Raw genomic sequence first — 15,196 nt, forward strand, 5'->3', positions numbered from 1 at the left:
TGACCGACCCGCATCCGCCGTCCACAGTCGATCGCAGCTTCCGATGCAGCGTGGACAGCGGATGCCGGCAGTCGTTCAGGCCGGAACCGACTCCCGCACGTCCTCGTCGATCGATTCGCGGTCCTCGATCGATTCCCGATCGCGGTCGACGGGTTCCACCGCTCCAGGATCGCCGTCCGTCGTCGCCTCCGGCACCACTGCTTTGGTCCGATGGATCGAGACGTTGCACCGTGCGAGGTCCGGTCCGACCGCACTGGCGCTCATCTCCAGATCGGCGCGTTCGAGTCCGTCCCGGTTGGTGTATTCGTTGGTTCGCAGCTGTCCGTAGGCGATGATGGGATCGCCCTTCATCAGTGAGGCTCCGACTCCGCGCACCAGACGGCGCCAGCACGTGACCGTCAGGTAGAGGGTTCCGCCATCGGTCCATTCACCCGTGTTGCGGTCCTGACGCCGAGCGTTGCTGGCCATCCGAAAGCTGAGGACCTCGTCGCCGGTGGATGTCGACCGCTTGACAGGGTTGGTGATGACTGTGCCGACCACGGCGCATTGTGCTTCGTACATGGTGTTTGCCTCTCGATTGTGTATCGCGTGATTGCGATCGACATCGAGACTGCTACGCGCAGGACGTCCGTGGTGAACGTGTTCGCAAAATGTGGACATACGCGTGCCCTGTGGATGAACGGCCCGGATCGGGGCTCGTCGAACCCAAAATGTCGGTGTGCTGTGCTATTCCGGAATTTCCGCGTACGTGTGTCCGCTGCGCACCGGGTCCACGCGTCCGGCGGTGAGCGAACCGACCAGTGCCACAATCGAATCCGCATCTGCGGCCGCGACGGTCAGAACCGCACGAGCTGCGTAGGATGTCCCCACCACGTGCACTCCGCGCCCTCGAAGTTCCGATTCGACTCGGCCCACCTCGGCGTGATCGAGTTCGAGCGTCAGGATCTCGCGTCGCTCCCGGGTCAGAAATGCCGCTCCGGTCAGCGCCTCGGTCACCGCGCCGGAGTACGCGCGGGCCAAGCCGCCGGTGCCGAGCTTGGTTCCACCGAAGTATCTGCTGACCACCGCGACGACGTTCGTCAGGTGATGCCCACGCAGCACTTCGAGCATCGGCATCCCTGCCGTACCACCGGGTTCACCGTCGTCGTTGGACCGCTCGACGCGCGGGTCGGTGGACGACGCGCCGACGATGAACGCCGAACAGTGATGGCCGGCAGCAGGATCGGCCCTGCGGGCGCAGTCGATCAGCACTCGCGCGTCTGCTTCGTCGGCCGCGCGATCGACGACCGCGACGAAGCGAGACCTCTTGATCTCGATCTCGCACTCGACGCGCCCCGCGATGGTCCGCACTGGGATCACCCGGTCTCGCTCATGCAGCCACACTGTCCACGACATCGTCTGCGGCTCGGACCAATTGGGCGTACATGCCGCCCTGCTCCAACAGGGATTCGTGGCTTCCTACCTCACGAACTACCCCGTGGTCGAGCACTGCGATGCGGTCCGCGCTGCGCACCGTGGACAAGCGGTGCGCGATGAGTATGGTCGTGCGACCTTCCATCAGACCGTCGAGAGCGGTTTGCAGTGCACGTTCGGTGCGGTTGTCCAGGGCACTGGTCGCTTCGTCGAGCACCAGAATCGGTGGGTTCCGCAATACGGTTCGCGCGATCGCGATCCGCTGCTTTTCACCACCGGAAAATCGGTATCCGCGCTCACCGACCATCGTGTCGTAGCCGTCGTCGAGTCCGTCGATGAAGTCGTGGATCTGCGCGGTTCGGGCGGCTGCAACGATCTCCTCGTCGGTGGCGTCGGGTTTCGCGAAGCGCAGATTCTCCCTGATGGTCGCGTGAAAGAGGTATGTCTCCTGCGAGACGACGCCGACCAGGTCGGCGATGTTCTCGGACGCCATCTCCCGCAGATCGATGCCATCGATCGTCACCGATCCGGACGTCGGATCGTGCAGTCGCGCAACGAGATAGCCCAGAGTCGTCTTACCCGATCCGGTGGCACCGACCAGAGCAAGAGTGCTTCCGGCGGGGACCTCCAGGTCGATGTCGCTCAAGGTCGGAACTGTCGCCGCGGTATAGGTGAAATCGACGCCGCGGAAGGCGACGTCACCGTGTACCTTCTCGCGTGACAACGCCACCGGATGCGCCGGCTCGGCAACGTCGATCGGCAGATCGAGGTACTCGAACACCCGCCCGAACAGGGCGAGTGAGGCCTGCACCTCGACCCCGGTGTTGAGCAATTGCATGGTGGGCCGGAACAATTGAGTTTGCAGAGCGGTGAAGGCGACCAGAGTGCCGATGGTCAACGTGCTCCCCTGGCCGATGGTGATGCCGGCGAACCAGTACACCAACGCAGGCATGACCGCGAAACTGATCTGGATGGTGGCCATTCGCCACTTTCCCGCCATCATCGCCGCGAGCTCGACGCCGGCCACTTCATGGGATCGGTCGGCGAACTTCTCGGTCAACACCTGCGCGGAACCGGTGGTCTTGCCCAGCAGAATGCCGCTGACGGACAGGGATTCCTCGATCTGGACAGACAGATCACTGAGCAACTTCTGCCGCTTTATCGAGATCTTGCGGCGCTCGTCGCCGATGCGGCGCGCTACGCGAACGAATATCGGCAGGATGATCAACGAGAACGTGGCGAGTTTCCAGTCGAGCAGGAAGAGCGCGATCACCGTCGCGACCACCGTGGTCGCGTTCTGCGCGATGGACGTCGCGGTGTTCGTGACGACCGACTGCATACCGCCGATGTCGTTGGCGATGCGCGATTGCACCTCACCGGTGCGCGTGCGAGCGAAGAATCCGAGGGACTGCCGCTGCAGGTGCGAGTAGACCTGTACGCGGAGGTCGTGCATGAGTTGCTGACCGATGCCGTTGGACATCCAGGTCTGCACCACGCCGAGGGTATTGGTGGCGACTGCTACTGCGATCATGCCGAGCGCGATGAAGGTGACCAGGGTGACGTCACGGTCAGGGATCGCATGATCGAGGAGTTCGCGAAGGAGTAAGGGAGAGGCGAGGGCGATGATCGCACTGGCCACGATGATCGCGCTGACGATGGCGATCTTGCGCCGGTATGGCGTGAACAGAGCCAGGACTCGGCTGACGGGTGCTGGATCGGATGCGGGTACTGCGCGTTCGGGACGGCTTTCCAAGTAGACCTCCGCAGGAGTAGTTCCGGGCTGATGGAGTAATATGCAGAGGTTACCTCACTATGAGGTTGCGAGCAACCCTCGCTATGATCCGTTGCATGGAACCCGGACATTCGACGAATCTGAGCGAGAGTTTCATGGCTGTCGCCCGGCGCATCCGGCGCAGCCACATGACCGCACTGGAACCGTTCGGACTCAATCCTTCGCAGAGCCGGGCTCTGCACGTCCTGGCCCGCGAGCAGGAATCGATGCGCCTGCGCGACCTCGCCGAACACCTGCGTATCGTGGCGCGATCGGCCACCGACATCGTCGACTCGCTCGAAGCGGCACAGCTGGTGACGCGGCAGCCGGATCCGAGTGATCGGCGGGCCGTGCTGGTGACGCTGACAGATACAGGTCGCGCGCTGCTGGACCGGATCGACGACGCGCGTCGTCAGGTGTCGTCCGAGATGTTCGACGGCCTCGAGTCGGACGAGCGAGTCGAGCTCGATCGACTACTCGCGAAAATCACCGAGAGCGACTGACCCCGCTCGGCTAGCGTTCGCCCGTCTGATCTCGTCTGGCGAGCTCGGCGAACATTGCGTTGTGAGCCGCCAGGTCTGCGTCGTGATCGCGCTCGGCGGCGCGGTCGCCGCGCCTGGCATCTCTGTCGTCGCTCCGAGACCACTGGATCAGCAGCGCCAACATGACGAGCACCAACGGAATTTCGCCGGTGGCCCAGGCGATTCCGCCGCCGAGCTTCTGATCTCCGAGCAGATCGGAGTTCCAGTCCAGTCCCAGGGTCCGGTAGAACCAGGCACCCATGACCGTGTTCATGCTCATCAGGGCAACCCCGAAGAACGCGTGGAACGGCAGCGAACCGAATACCACCGCCAGCTTCGTGACCGGCGCAATCTTGCGCGGCGACGGATCGACGCCGATGACGGTCCAGTAGAACAGGTAGCCACTGAGCACGAAGTGCAGATTCATCAGCAGGTGCGCGCCGTGACTGTCCAGCACGGCTCCGAAAATCCCGCCGAGGTACAGCACGTAGAAGCCGCCGACGAAGATCAGTGCCGCCACGAGGGGGTGAGTCACGAACTGCGAGATTCGACTGTGCAGTCCCATCAACAACCACTCGCGCATTCCGGGGACACCGTCCTTGCCTGCTGCGGGCAGGACTCGCAACGCCAACGTCAGCGCTCCGCCGAGCGCGAGGAGGACCGGTGCCAGCATCGAGAGCATCATGTGTCCGGTCATGTGCACGCTGAACACGGCCGTGGAGTAGCGACCGATTCCCGAGGACGTGCTGATCAGCAGCGTGAGGCAGCCCAGAATCCAGGCGACGGTGCGGCCCACCGGCCATGCGTCTCCGCGTAGCCGCAGCCGTCGCACACCGATCAGGTACACCACGGCCATCACGATCGCGGCGGTGCCGAAGATCAGATCGAAGCGCCAGTCGAAGGCCATTCGGGCGAACGTGGGCGGGCCGCTCAGGTCGTATCCGAGTTCGGCTTCCGCGGGTGTGAGGTTGGGATCGATCTCGGCCGGCGGCGGTGTGCGCCCGAGCCCGACGGCCAGGCCGATGGTCGCGGCGAGCACGAGCACCTCGGCCCCGGCGAAGCGAAGCAACGGTCCGCGAGCAGTGGGGTCGGCGACCAGTGCGGGCAGTGCCCGACGACGCTGCATCCACCCGAATCCACCGAGCACGACCAAGGCGGTGATCTTGCCCACGATCAGCAGACCGTAGGTGGTGGTGAACAGGTCGCCGATCGAGACCCGAACCATCGCGTTGATGACGCCGCTGATGCCCATCACGACGAAGCAGATGCCCGCGATGGTGGAGAACCGGCGCGCTGCGACGTCGGCGTGCGCGCCTGCCCTGCGTACGTGCGCCAGCAACGCGAACAGCCCGCCTGCCCACAGTGATGCGGCCCCGAGGTGCAGAATCAGGCTGTTGGTCGCGACGTCATGCGACCCGCCCGCCGCCGAGTGGCCGCTCAACGCGATCGGCAACAGTGTTGCGAGGGACAATCCGAGCAGAGCGGGTGTCCAGGTCCACCGCAACACCGTGCGCGAAAAGATGGCCAGCACCACGGCCATGATCGCCGTCCAACGCCATGCACTGGCAATCTCCACTTGATCGAGCGCGACCCACAGGTTCGCCGGCTTGATGGCCTCCGCGAACGGCTGGCCGGAGGTGTCGGACAACGTCAGAGGCACGAGGAGAAGCGCAGACACGGCCCAGACGATGGATGCGACCGAGCCGGTGCGCACAGCCCGGTAGCCGTCGACGTCGAGGACACCGTTTTTCTGCGGCGGCACCAGAAACGCGGCCAGCAGGAAGGACCCGATGGCGATGACGGCGGCGATCTCTCCGATCGCCCGCAAGGCGGGCAGACCGTAGGTAGTGGCCGGACCCGGGTCCGGGATTCCCAGCAACACCAACGCGTCGGAAGCGGAGAGCATCACGATCAGCGCAGCCACCACACCGGCGATGACGCCCGCCGTGACGAACACAGCTGTGGTGGCCGAGCGCGGTTCCCCGTCCATCCCCACATCGTCCGCCGAGAGTTCGGCGGTCGAGGGTGCGGTCTTCGCGACATCCGGTGTTGCCATACCACCAGAGTAGGAGGTGATCGGCGATACCGGAAAGGCGAGTCCTACACAGCGTCGTACTTGCCCCCGCGCCCGTCCTCGATTGCATCGTGGTGGATGCGGCCGTGTCGGACGCGCAAGGGCTCACCGGTGCCACCCCAGCGGCGCGCGATGATCTCGGCCGCAATCGACACTGCGGTCTCCTGAGGCGTTCGGGCACCGAGATCGAGACCGATCGGGCTGGCCAACCGAGACAGTTCGGACTCGGTCAGCCCCGCAGCCCGCAACCGAGCCGTGCGGTCGTCATGAGTACGGCGTGAGCCCATCGCACCGACGAAGGCCAGGCTCGGCAGGCGCAGCGCGACCTCGAGCAGGGGCACGTCGAACTTGGGATCGTGGGTGAGCACACAGACAACGGTTCGCTCGTCCAACTCCCCCGCCGACCACTGCTCCGCAAGGTAGTCGTGCGGCCAGGCGACGACGACCTGTTCGGCGGCGGGAAATCGCTGCGGTGTGGCGAAGACCGCACGCGCATCGCAGACGGTGACGCGGTAGCCGAGAAAAACACCCTGCTGCGCGACGGCGGCTGCAAAATCGATGGCCCCGAACACCAGCATTCGGGGCGGCGGTGCGTGGCTGGAGACGAATACCTCCATGCCGTCACCTCGTCGCTGACCGTCGGGCCCGTATGTCAGGACGGCCGAACGGCCCGACACCAGAAGCCCTTTCGCGTCGTCGGCGACGGCAGCGTCGGCTCGCGCACTGCCGAGCGAACCGTGGATGCCGGACTCTCCGACGACCAGCCTTCGGCCGATGCGTTCCGGATCGGTGTGCGACACCACGGTCGCCACGGCGACGGGAATGTTCTCGCGCACGTCCGCCACGATCGACTCGAGTTCGGGGAACGTCTGCCGGGACAACACCTCGACGAAGACGTCGAGTGTTCCGCCGCACGTGAGCCCGACTGCGAACGCATCGTCGTCGGACACTCCGTATCGAGTGAGAACAGGAGACCCGGTGCGCAGGACGTCCTGTGCGAGTTCGTAGACCGCGCCTTCGACGCAGCCGCCCGACACCGACCCGGCAACCGTGCCGTCCGAGCCGACGAGCATGGCCGCTCCGGCGGGACGCGGCGCCGAATCGAACGTCCGGATCACCGTGGCCACTGCCGCGACGTCGTCGGATTTCCAGGCATGCAGCGCGTCGTCGAGGATGTCGTGCATCGAACCTCCTTCGACGTGCTTCGGGACGATTCCGAGAGCGTTGCTTTCCCGCTACGGCCGTCGCCCAACCCATGCCTGCGCGATCGGCGTATACGGAAAGGTACACTCGTCAACCGTGCTCGAGCGGGTCCGCCCGCACGTGCCAGCCTCCGTAGCTCAGGGGATAGAGCAAGGGCCTTCTAATCCCTTGGTCGCAGGTTCGAATCCTGCCGGGGGCACCCTCTGACCAGCAGAAACGAAAGTCCGTTCGGCTCACTGTGGTTGACTTCGCATAACGAAGGGTCACACGTGCATCAGCTCACACTCGGAGTCCTCTCACGTTCGCGCAAGCCCGATGAGCGGCGACTACCGATTCACCCACTGCATTTCGATCGAATAGATGCCGATATCCGCGCCCGGATGTTCCTCGAATCCGGCTACGGCGAGCCGTTCGGAATTTCGGACGAGCACCTGGCCACCCAGGTGGCGGGCATTCGCACGCGCGAGCAACTCGTCGCCGAGTGCGATGTGATTCTGTTGCCCAAGCCGCAGGCAGAGGATCTCGCATCCTTGCGCCCGGGGCAGACACTGTGGGGCTGGCCGCACTGTGTGCAGGACGAGAAGCTCACCCAGATCGCCGTCGATCGCAAGCTCACACTGATTGCATTCGAGGCCATGAACCACTGGACCCAGGAGGGTTCGTTCAATCTGCATGTCTTCCACAAGAACAACGAGTTGGCCGGCTACTGCTCGGTGCTGCATGCGTTGCAACTGATCGGGTCCACCGGCGACTACGGCCGCCGGTTGCGTGCTGCGGTCATCGGATTCGGAGCCACTGCTCGCGGTGCGGTCACCGCACTCAACGCACATGGCATTCACGATGTGGACGTTCTCACCCAACGCGGCGTCACTGCGGTGAGTTCGCCGATCCATTCGGCCAACATCGTCAATTTCGATCTCGACGACGCCGATCCTCGCCAGAGTCGAGCACTCACTCCGGACGGTCGAGTACCTCTGTCACGCTTCCTGGGCGACCACGATGTCATCGTCAATTGTGTTCTGCAGGATACCAATTCACCATTGACGTTCCTGACGAACCAGGACCTACCCACACTGGCACCGGGCACACTGGTGGTGGACGTCTCCTGCGACGAGGGCATGGGATTCGAGTGGGCCAAGCCCACGTCGTTCGCCGATCCCATGTTCACCGTGGGCGACAACGTGCGGTACTACGCCGTCGACCACAGTCCGTCCTACCTGTGGAATTCGGCCACCTGGGAGATCAGCGAATCGCTGTTGCCGTACCTGCGGATCGTGCTCGACGGCCCCTCGGCGTGGAGCGCCGATTCCACCATCGAGCGATCGATCGAGATCAGGGGCGGCGTTATTGTCAACCCCAATATCCTTGCCTTCCAACATCGCAGTGCGGAGTACCCGCACACTGCAGCCTGAACGAGAGCGCGGCATGAGCATCACCTGGGTCGAAGACGGTAGCGAGAGGACATCTCGCTGGCAGTCGGAGAATGCCGCTCCCCCGCCTCGGGTGGTGCGCATCGTCGACGACTCGATCACCGCGGACGTGGCGTACAAGTTGGCCACGATCGGCGAGGCCATGTTGTGGCGCGGTGACTACAACAATGCGCGACAACTGTTGTCCGCGATGACCCGCCGGGTTACGCCCGCCAAACGGTCGCCCGACGCGTCGCCCGCCGAGCAGTTTCATCTGCATCGCCAGTACCAGGCGCGCCGCGCTCGAGTGCTCGGAATGCTTCTGGTCGAACTCGATTCGAGTGCCCGCCTCGGTCTCGGCCGGGCACCGGATGTCCAGGCCGCAGTGTCGGAGGCCATCGGCCCGGACGCTGCGCCGTGCGTGCTCTCGTTGCGCGAACTCCTCGGCATGGTCGGCGCACACGAGTGGCGTCGCAAAGGAGTCTTCGTACCGGCTCTGGACGCCTCGATTCACCCGCATTACGGAGTCTTCTCCCCCATTCGCGGCGAGTACATCCACCTCGTCGCCGACGCACCACTGCCTCCCACGGACCGCGCGTTCGACATCGGTACCGGCTCGGGCGTTCTGGCTGCAGTACTCGCCCGCCGCGGCGTGAGCACGGTGGTAGCCACCGACAAGGACCCGCGGTCGGTCGCGTGTGCACGCGAGAACATCGAGACACTCGGTTACACCGATCGAGTCGAGGTGGTGCAGACCGACATCTTCCCGTCCGGACGCGCCGGGCTGATCGTGTGCAATCCACCGTGGATCCCCACGAAACCGACGTCGGGCATCGAGCATGCGGTCTACGACCCCGGTTCACGCATGCTGAAGTCTTTCCTGAGCCGCCTCGGTGGGCACCTCACAGCGAACGGCGAGGCATGGCTGGTGCTGTCCGACCTCGCCGAACTGCTCGGATTGGTCACGCGCGCAGACCTTCTCGACGCCATCGACGCAGCCGGACTGATCGTCGCCGACCGCACCGACACCACACCGACGCATTCGCGCGTCACCGACTCCTCCGATGTGCTGCACGAGGCCCGCTCGCGCGAGACGACGTCACTGTGGAGACTGCACCGTCGCTAGATACGACGAAGCCGCCCGAGCATGGCTCGGGCGGCTTTGTCGACAGTGCTCTACCTCAACGGCGGTCGCGAGTCTCGAACTCTCCGTTGATCACGGTGCCCAGAGGCGCGTCACGCTCCGCCTTCTTCGCAGCTTCCCGCATCTCGATGCCGTCGGTGATCAGATCTCCGATTTCACGAGTGACGTCACGAACCGCTCCGGTGATGATCACCACGATTCGGCCGACATGATTGGCGGCAGATTCGGTGAACTCCTGCACGGTGTCCTTGTTGCGCTCGAACTTTCCCACCAACAGGACCGCCCCCTTCGAAGTCGTCACGCTGCGTCGGTCTTCTTACGCTCGACGATAACACTGGCCGGAGCTGCCGATCCCGTGAGCGAGTTGGGCAGGGCGAGCTTGAAGATCTTGCCCCACACGGTGCCGATCTGGTGGAAGAAGCCGCCGGTGTTGTAGGGCAGGTCGTACTTCTCGCACAGTGCCTTGACCTCGGGCGCAATCTGCGGGTAGCGGTGCGCGGGCAGGTCCGGGAACAGGTGGTGCTCGATCTGGTGCGAGAGGTTGCCCGACATGATGTGGAAGAGCGGGCTTCCCTCGATGTTGGCCGATCCCAACATCTGACGCACGTACCACTCGCCCCGGCTCTCGTCGGCGGTCTCCTCCTGGCTGAAGGTTTGAACCCCCGTCGGGAAGTGGCCACAGAAGATGATCGAGTAGGTCCACACGTTGCGGACGAGGTTCGCGGCCACGTTGCCGACGACTGTGGTCGCGAAGAACGGTCCGGTCAGCGCGGGGAAGATCACGTAGTCCTTGAGCGCCTGCTTGCCCGCCTTGCGCCACATGCCCTGCAGCAGCGGCTTGACGTCGTGCCACTTGCGCTTGCCTGCGACGATGTTCTCGGTCTCGAGGTCGTGCAGCATGACGCCCCACTCGAAGAACGTCATCAGCAGGAATGCGTACACCGGATTACCGAGGTAGTACGGGTTCCACTTCTGTTCCTGGTCCATGCGCAGGACGCCGTAACCGATGTCGCGGTCCATGCCGACGATGTTGGTGAAGGTGTGGTGCATGTAGTTGTGCGAGTGCTTCCACTGATCTGCCGGGCAGACGGTATCCCACTCGAACACCTCGGAGTTGAGGCCGGGCTCGCGCATCCAGTCGTACTGGCCGTGCATCACGTTGTGGCCGATCTCCATGTTGTCGAGAATCTTCGCCACGCCGAGAGCACCGACACCGGCAAGCCACGCCGGCGGGATGAACGGCAGGTACATCAGGGCGCGTCCGGTGATTTCGAGGCCGCGCTGCGCCTTGATGATCTTGTAGATGTATTCACGATCCTCGTCACCGAGCTTGGCGACGGTGCGGGCCCGCAGGGCGTCGAGCTCGCGACCGAGCTCCTCGACCTGTTCGTAGGTCAACACGGTCGGCTCGTCCGGCAACGTTTCGTTGCGGCGAAACGGGAGGACGGCGGTGGGAAGGATCGAGAGAATCGTTCCGAGCATCTGATGATCTCCAATTCGATCGGGTCGAGATGGTCTGTGGCTGAGAGTGTTTCGGTTCGACCTAGATGTCGATGTCGACGTCACCGACGGCAACGGACACACAGAGCTGGATCTTCTTGTCGGACTCGGTGTCGGTCTCGCCGGTCTTGATGTTCTTGGTGCAACCGGATTTCTTCACCGAGGTGCAGGTGAAGCAGATCCCCATGCGGCAGCCGTTGGCCGGCGAGAGACCGGCTGCCTCGGCCTGCTCGAGCAGCGTCTCGCCGTCGTTCTCCGAGGACACATCGCTGCCGGAGAAAGTGGTGGTTCCGGTGACGTCGTCGCCGACGGTGGCGAACGACGGCGTGAACTCCTCGAGGTGCAGCCGCTCGCCGAGGCCGGCTTCGTCGAAGAAGGACCGCACTCCCTTCATCAGTCCGGGAGGGCCGCACAGGAACGTGTCGGCATCTGCGAACCATGGGGCCACGGCATCGAGGTGCTCTTGTCCGAAGAAGCCGTGCAGGTCTCCGCCGGTCTTCTGCTCGGTGTACGCGAAAACGATGTTCACGTTCTCGTGCTCGGCGGCGATCTTCTCCAGGTCCTTCTTGTACGCGACGTCGTTCTCGGTGAACGCGTAGTGCAGGAAGGTCAGGTCGCTGCTGTACCCCTCGTCCAGCAGCGACCTGAGCATCGACAACACCGGCGTGATTCCGCTGCCACCGCTGATCAGCAACGTCTTGGCCGGCCGCGGTTCGGGGAGCGAGAATGTGCCGTCCGCCTGCGACAGGCTGACCACCAGGCCGATGTGTGCGTTCTTGTGCAGGTACTGCGACACCAGACCCTCGGGGTGGGCCTTGATCGTCAGTTCGATCCGACCGTCCTTGCGGTATTGCGAGCAGGCCGGCGAGTAGCAGCGTGTCTGACGAACACCGTCGATGACGACACCGACCTGAACAAACTGACCCGCCTTGAAGCCTTTCCACTGACGCGTGGGGCGGATGGTCAGCGTCAGCGAGTCTTCGGTGGACCGATGTATCTCGGTCACTTCTCCGCGAAGGTCCCGAACCGTCGTCATAGGATCGACGAGTTCGAGGTACCGATCGAGCGCGTGGGGTGTGGCCATGGCCTCGAACAGGGAAAGAAGCGAGAACTTGCGTGAACCCGAGGTTCGCGACGGACGTTCTTGCAGCGTCATTCCATCCTCCCTAACCGGATCGAAACCAACGACCCATTCAGTGAACGATTGTGCACTAACATGAGTGTGACAGAGCGACACCGGTACCTGTCAACGTTTATGTGACCGTCGTTACAGAGATGGATCGACCGTCGACGGGTGCCGGGGTGGAACCGGGAGAGAGGTCACAGAATGCGCGCCCATAAACTGGACGTCGTGACAGAACCGGGGACTCGCGCCGAGCGCAAGGAGCGCACGCGTCAGGCCCTCATCGAGGGCACCCTCGATCTGCTTCGCGAACGGTCGTTCGCCAGTGTCAGCCTGCGTGAGGTAGCCCGATCGGCCGGCATCGTTCCCACTGCGTTCTACCGCCACTTCGCCTCCATGGAGGATCTGGGTGTCGCGCTCGTCGAGGACAGCATGCGCATGTTGCGCCAGATGCTGCGCGACGCCCGACGCAATCCGAGCGCCAGGACGGCCACCGAATCCTTCGGGATTCTGGTGCGGCAGGTTCGCAGCCACGAAGATCAGTTCCGCTTCCTCAGTCGTGAGCGGTACGGCGGCGTCACCGAGGTGCGCCGCGCCTTCGCCACCGAACTACGACTGTTCGTCAGCGAACTGACCATCGACCTCTCACGTATGCCGGGACTGGAACGCTGGGACATCGCCGATCTGGAGATGACGGCCGATCTTCTCGTGTCGACGATGCTCACGGCCGTGGTCGGTCTGCTGGAAATAGACAGACCGGGTAACCAGAACGAGAAAGACCTGATCGAGCGCACGGAGAAGCAGATCCGCATGATCATGCTCGGGATGAGCCGATGGGAACCACGTCGAGCATGACCGTGCGACAAGACGACTACGAAGGGACATCCATGACCGAGATGGGTATCGGCGAGTACGTGTTCGAGGTTGCGATGTCGGGGCCGGCGGACGGCATTCCGGTGGTTGCGCTGCACGGCTTTCCGCAAACCAACGCGTCGTGGACGAGCGTGACACCCGGACTCGTCGCCGCGGGTTGTCGGGTGATCGCACCCAATCAGCGGGGATACTCCCCCGGAGCCCGCCCGATCGGCGTCGAGCACTATCGCATCGAGCAGCTCACCGGTGACATCCTCGGTCTGCTCGACGCGCTGGATCTACCGTCGGCGCACCTGGTCGGACACGACTGGGGTGCGGTGGTCGCCTGGCACGTGGCGGCCGAACACCCTGATCGCGTGCGCACGCTCACGGCAGCATCGGTTCCGCATTCGGCGGCGTTCAACTGGGCCATCCGCGAGGACCCGGATCAGCAGCAGCGGTCGCAGTACTTCGGCCTGCTTCGGGAGCCAACGAAGGCCGAGCGAGTTCTGGTGGAGAACGACGCCCAGCGTCTGCGTGCAATGTTCGGTGCGGAGAGCCTGGACGACGAGTACGTTCGGCATCTCACCGTCCCCGGGGCGCTGACGGCCGCATCGAGCTGGTACGCCGCAATGACCAGGGAATTCGCGAACCTTCCACCGGTGACAGTCCCCACCACCTACGTATGGAGCAACGGGGACACCGCCATCGGCCGGGCCGGTGCCGAGCGTTGCGGCGAATTCGTCGATGCGGCGTACCGATTCGTCGAACTCGACGGCATCTCGCACTGGATCCCGGAAGAAGCGCCCGAGGAACTGACGGCCGAGATCCTGTCCCGTATCGCCTCCGTCTAGACCCGCTCCGGAGCCCGCACCTTCAGCAGCGCCAGCAGTCCGGCAGCGAGGACGATGATCAACCCGGCGATACCAGCGCGGTCGGCGTCGAACAACCACACGAACAGGCCGAACAGGGACGGCGCGAGGAACGACGCCGCACGACCCGTCGTAGCGAACAGTCCGAAGAACTGACCTTCGCGCCCGGGAGGTGCCAGTCGGGCCAGAAAGGTGCGCGCAGACGATTGTGCGGGGCCCACAAACAAGCACAGGATCAACCCGAAGATCCAGAACATCGTCGGCCCCGACACGAACAGCAGAATGGTTCCGGCCGCGATCATGGACGTGAGCGAAAAGACGATGACCTTCTTGGGTCCGATCCTGTCGTCGAACCGTCCGGCAACGATGGCACCGAGGCCTGCGATGACGTTGGCGGCCACGCCGAACAGCAGTACGTCCGCCGCGCCGATACCGTAGACGCTGACGGCGAGAACGGCCCCGAAGGTGAAGACACCTGCCAACCCGTCTCGGAACAGTGCGCTGGCGATCATGTAGTAGACGGCGCGCCTGTCTGCGCTCCACAACTCGCGCACATCGCGGACGAGAACTCGGTAGGACTCCGCGAATCCGGCCTGTGCAGCTTTGGGATCGGCAACGGCCCTGGGCACTTCGGGAACTGCGAACATCACCGGGATGGCCGAGACGGCGAACCATACGGCCGCGAGTACGGCGACGAGTCTGATGTTCAGGCCACCATCGGTGGTCAGACCCAGCACGCCCCGAGTGTCGCCGTCGCCGACGATGAAGCCCAGGTAGCACAGGAGAAGCAGCACGATCCCACCGAAATAGCCCATCGCCCAACCGAATCCGGATACCCGACCGATGTTTTCCGGAGTGGAGACCTGCCGCAGCATCGAGTTGTACGGGATACTGGCCAACTCGAACATGATGGATCCGAGGCCGAGCAGCACCAGGCCGAGCCAGAGATAGTGATAGTCGTCCTTCACGAAGAACAGGCCGGCCATGGCCACGACGGTCAGTGCGGTCAACACCCCCAGCAACCATCTGCGCTTGCCGCGCGCGTCGAAGTACTGCCCACAGACCGGTGCCAGGAGTGCGATGACGACGCTCGACAACGCGATGGACCAGCTGAACCAGGTGGTGGCCGAGATCGAGCCGGGAAGGTCGTCACCGACTGCGTCGGTGAGATACACCGAGAATACGAACGTGAGAATCACGGCGTTGAACGCAGCCGAGCCCCAGTCCCAGAATCCCCAGGCGGTGACCTGTTTCCGCGTGGTTGCGACTCCGACGACAACGGCCTCCGGCTGGGTTCCCATAGTTGCCAACACT

General features: G+C 64.0%; 14 protein-coding genes and 1 tRNA gene. 6 read left to right on the forward strand and 9 right to left on the reverse strand.

Translation table 11 applies throughout. From position 1 onward, the window contains the following. Positions 1-75 precede the first annotated feature (75 nt). From AC5WEY_RS18915 to AC5WEY_RS18925, 3 genes are all read right to left on the reverse strand, one after another. Positions 76-561: a single-stranded DNA-binding protein gene (locus AC5WEY_RS18915; RefSeq protein WP_495647052.1), complete on the reverse strand. Its 486-nt coding sequence runs from the start codon at positions 559-561 to the stop codon at positions 76-78. A gap of 165 nt (positions 562-726) precedes the next feature. After that, positions 727-1,359, reverse strand: coding sequence for an IMPACT family protein (locus AC5WEY_RS18920; protein WP_495647053.1), 633 nt, complete (start codon positions 1,357-1,359; stop codon positions 727-729). Positions 1,360-1,369: 10 nt separating this feature from the next. Further along, on the reverse strand, positions 1,370-3,166 hold the full coding sequence (locus AC5WEY_RS18925) for an ABC transporter ATP-binding protein (protein WP_495647054.1): 1,797 nt from the start codon (positions 3,164-3,166) through the stop codon (positions 1,370-1,372). Positions 3,167-3,261: 95 nt separating this feature from the next. On the opposite strand from AC5WEY_RS18925, the gene AC5WEY_RS18930 reads away from it, so the two are divergent. Beyond that, positions 3,262-3,687, forward strand: coding sequence for a MarR family winged helix-turn-helix transcriptional regulator (locus AC5WEY_RS18930; protein WP_495647055.1), 426 nt, complete (start codon positions 3,262-3,264; stop codon positions 3,685-3,687). A gap of 10 nt (positions 3,688-3,697) precedes the next feature. Here AC5WEY_RS18930 and AC5WEY_RS18935 read toward each other — a convergent pair whose 3' ends face one another. Together AC5WEY_RS18935 and AC5WEY_RS18940 are read right to left on the reverse strand one after the other, a co-directional pair. After that, entirely contained in the window at positions 3,698-5,761 is a 2,064-nt protein-coding gene (locus AC5WEY_RS18935; RefSeq protein WP_495647056.1) for a bifunctional copper resistance protein CopD/cytochrome c oxidase assembly protein, read from the reverse strand. Positions 5,762-5,805: 44 nt separating this feature from the next. Next, the gene (locus tag AC5WEY_RS18940; RefSeq protein ID WP_495647057.1) at positions 5,806-6,963 is read right to left on the reverse strand and encodes an XdhC family protein; all 1,158 of its coding nucleotides are present in this window, start codon (positions 6,961-6,963) and stop codon (positions 5,806-5,808) included. Positions 6,964-7,108: 145 nt separating this feature from the next. On the opposite strand from AC5WEY_RS18940, the gene AC5WEY_RS18945 reads away from it, so the two are divergent. From AC5WEY_RS18945 to AC5WEY_RS18955, 3 genes are all read left to right on the forward strand, one after another. Further along, positions 7,109-7,181: transfer RNA gene (locus AC5WEY_RS18945), tRNA-Arg, on the forward strand. A 70-nt stretch (positions 7,182-7,251) separates the two neighbouring features. After that, on the forward strand, positions 7,252-8,394 hold the full coding sequence (locus AC5WEY_RS18950) for a N(5)-(carboxyethyl)ornithine synthase (RefSeq protein WP_495647058.1): 1,143 nt from the start codon (positions 7,252-7,254) through the stop codon (positions 8,392-8,394). A 13-nt stretch (positions 8,395-8,407) separates the two neighbouring features. Continuing rightward, positions 8,408-9,517, forward strand: coding sequence for a methyltransferase (locus AC5WEY_RS18955; protein WP_495647059.1), 1,110 nt, complete (start codon positions 8,408-8,410; stop codon positions 9,515-9,517). A gap of 55 nt (positions 9,518-9,572) precedes the next feature. On the opposite strand, the gene AC5WEY_RS18960 is transcribed toward AC5WEY_RS18955, so the two are convergent. The 3 genes from AC5WEY_RS18960 to AC5WEY_RS18970 all read right to left on the reverse strand — a co-directional run bounded on the left by AC5WEY_RS18960 (position 9,573) and on the right by AC5WEY_RS18970 (position 12,191). After that, positions 9,573-9,809 carry a hypothetical protein gene (locus AC5WEY_RS18960; RefSeq protein ID WP_032379604.1) on the reverse strand — a complete coding sequence of 79 codons (237 nt, stop codon included), beginning with the start codon at positions 9,807-9,809 and terminating at the stop codon, positions 9,573-9,575. 23 nt (positions 9,810-9,832) lie between these two features. After that, positions 9,833-11,017: a fatty acid desaturase family protein gene (locus tag AC5WEY_RS18965; protein WP_057479843.1), complete on the reverse strand. Its 1,185-nt coding sequence runs from the start codon at positions 11,015-11,017 to the stop codon at positions 9,833-9,835. A gap of 61 nt (positions 11,018-11,078) precedes the next feature. Next, a complete protein-coding gene (locus AC5WEY_RS18970) occupies positions 11,079-12,191 on the reverse strand; it encodes a ferredoxin reductase (protein ID WP_495647060.1) in 1,113 nt (370 codons plus the stop codon). A gap of 171 nt (positions 12,192-12,362) precedes the next feature. Here AC5WEY_RS18970 and AC5WEY_RS18975 point away from each other — a divergent pair, with 171 nt between their 5' ends. Continuing rightward, positions 12,363-13,013 carry a TetR family transcriptional regulator gene (locus AC5WEY_RS18975; RefSeq protein ID WP_200936716.1) on the forward strand — a complete coding sequence of 217 codons (651 nt, stop codon included), beginning with the start codon at positions 12,363-12,365 and terminating at the stop codon, positions 13,011-13,013. Continuing rightward, on the forward strand, positions 13,010-13,864 hold the full coding sequence (locus tag AC5WEY_RS18980; protein ID WP_495647061.1) for an alpha/beta fold hydrolase: 855 nt from the start codon (positions 13,010-13,012) through the stop codon (positions 13,862-13,864). The genes AC5WEY_RS18975 and AC5WEY_RS18980 overlap by 4 nt, the downstream gene beginning before the upstream one ends. Here AC5WEY_RS18980 and AC5WEY_RS18985 read toward each other — a convergent pair. Continuing rightward, positions 13,861-15,183, reverse strand: coding sequence for an MFS transporter (locus AC5WEY_RS18985; RefSeq protein WP_495647062.1), 1,323 nt, complete (start codon positions 15,181-15,183; stop codon positions 13,861-13,863). The genes AC5WEY_RS18980 and AC5WEY_RS18985 overlap by 4 nt on opposite strands. Positions 15,184-15,196 lie beyond the last annotated feature (13 nt).

Source organism: Rhodococcoides sp. S146-33, from assembly GCF_059489205.1.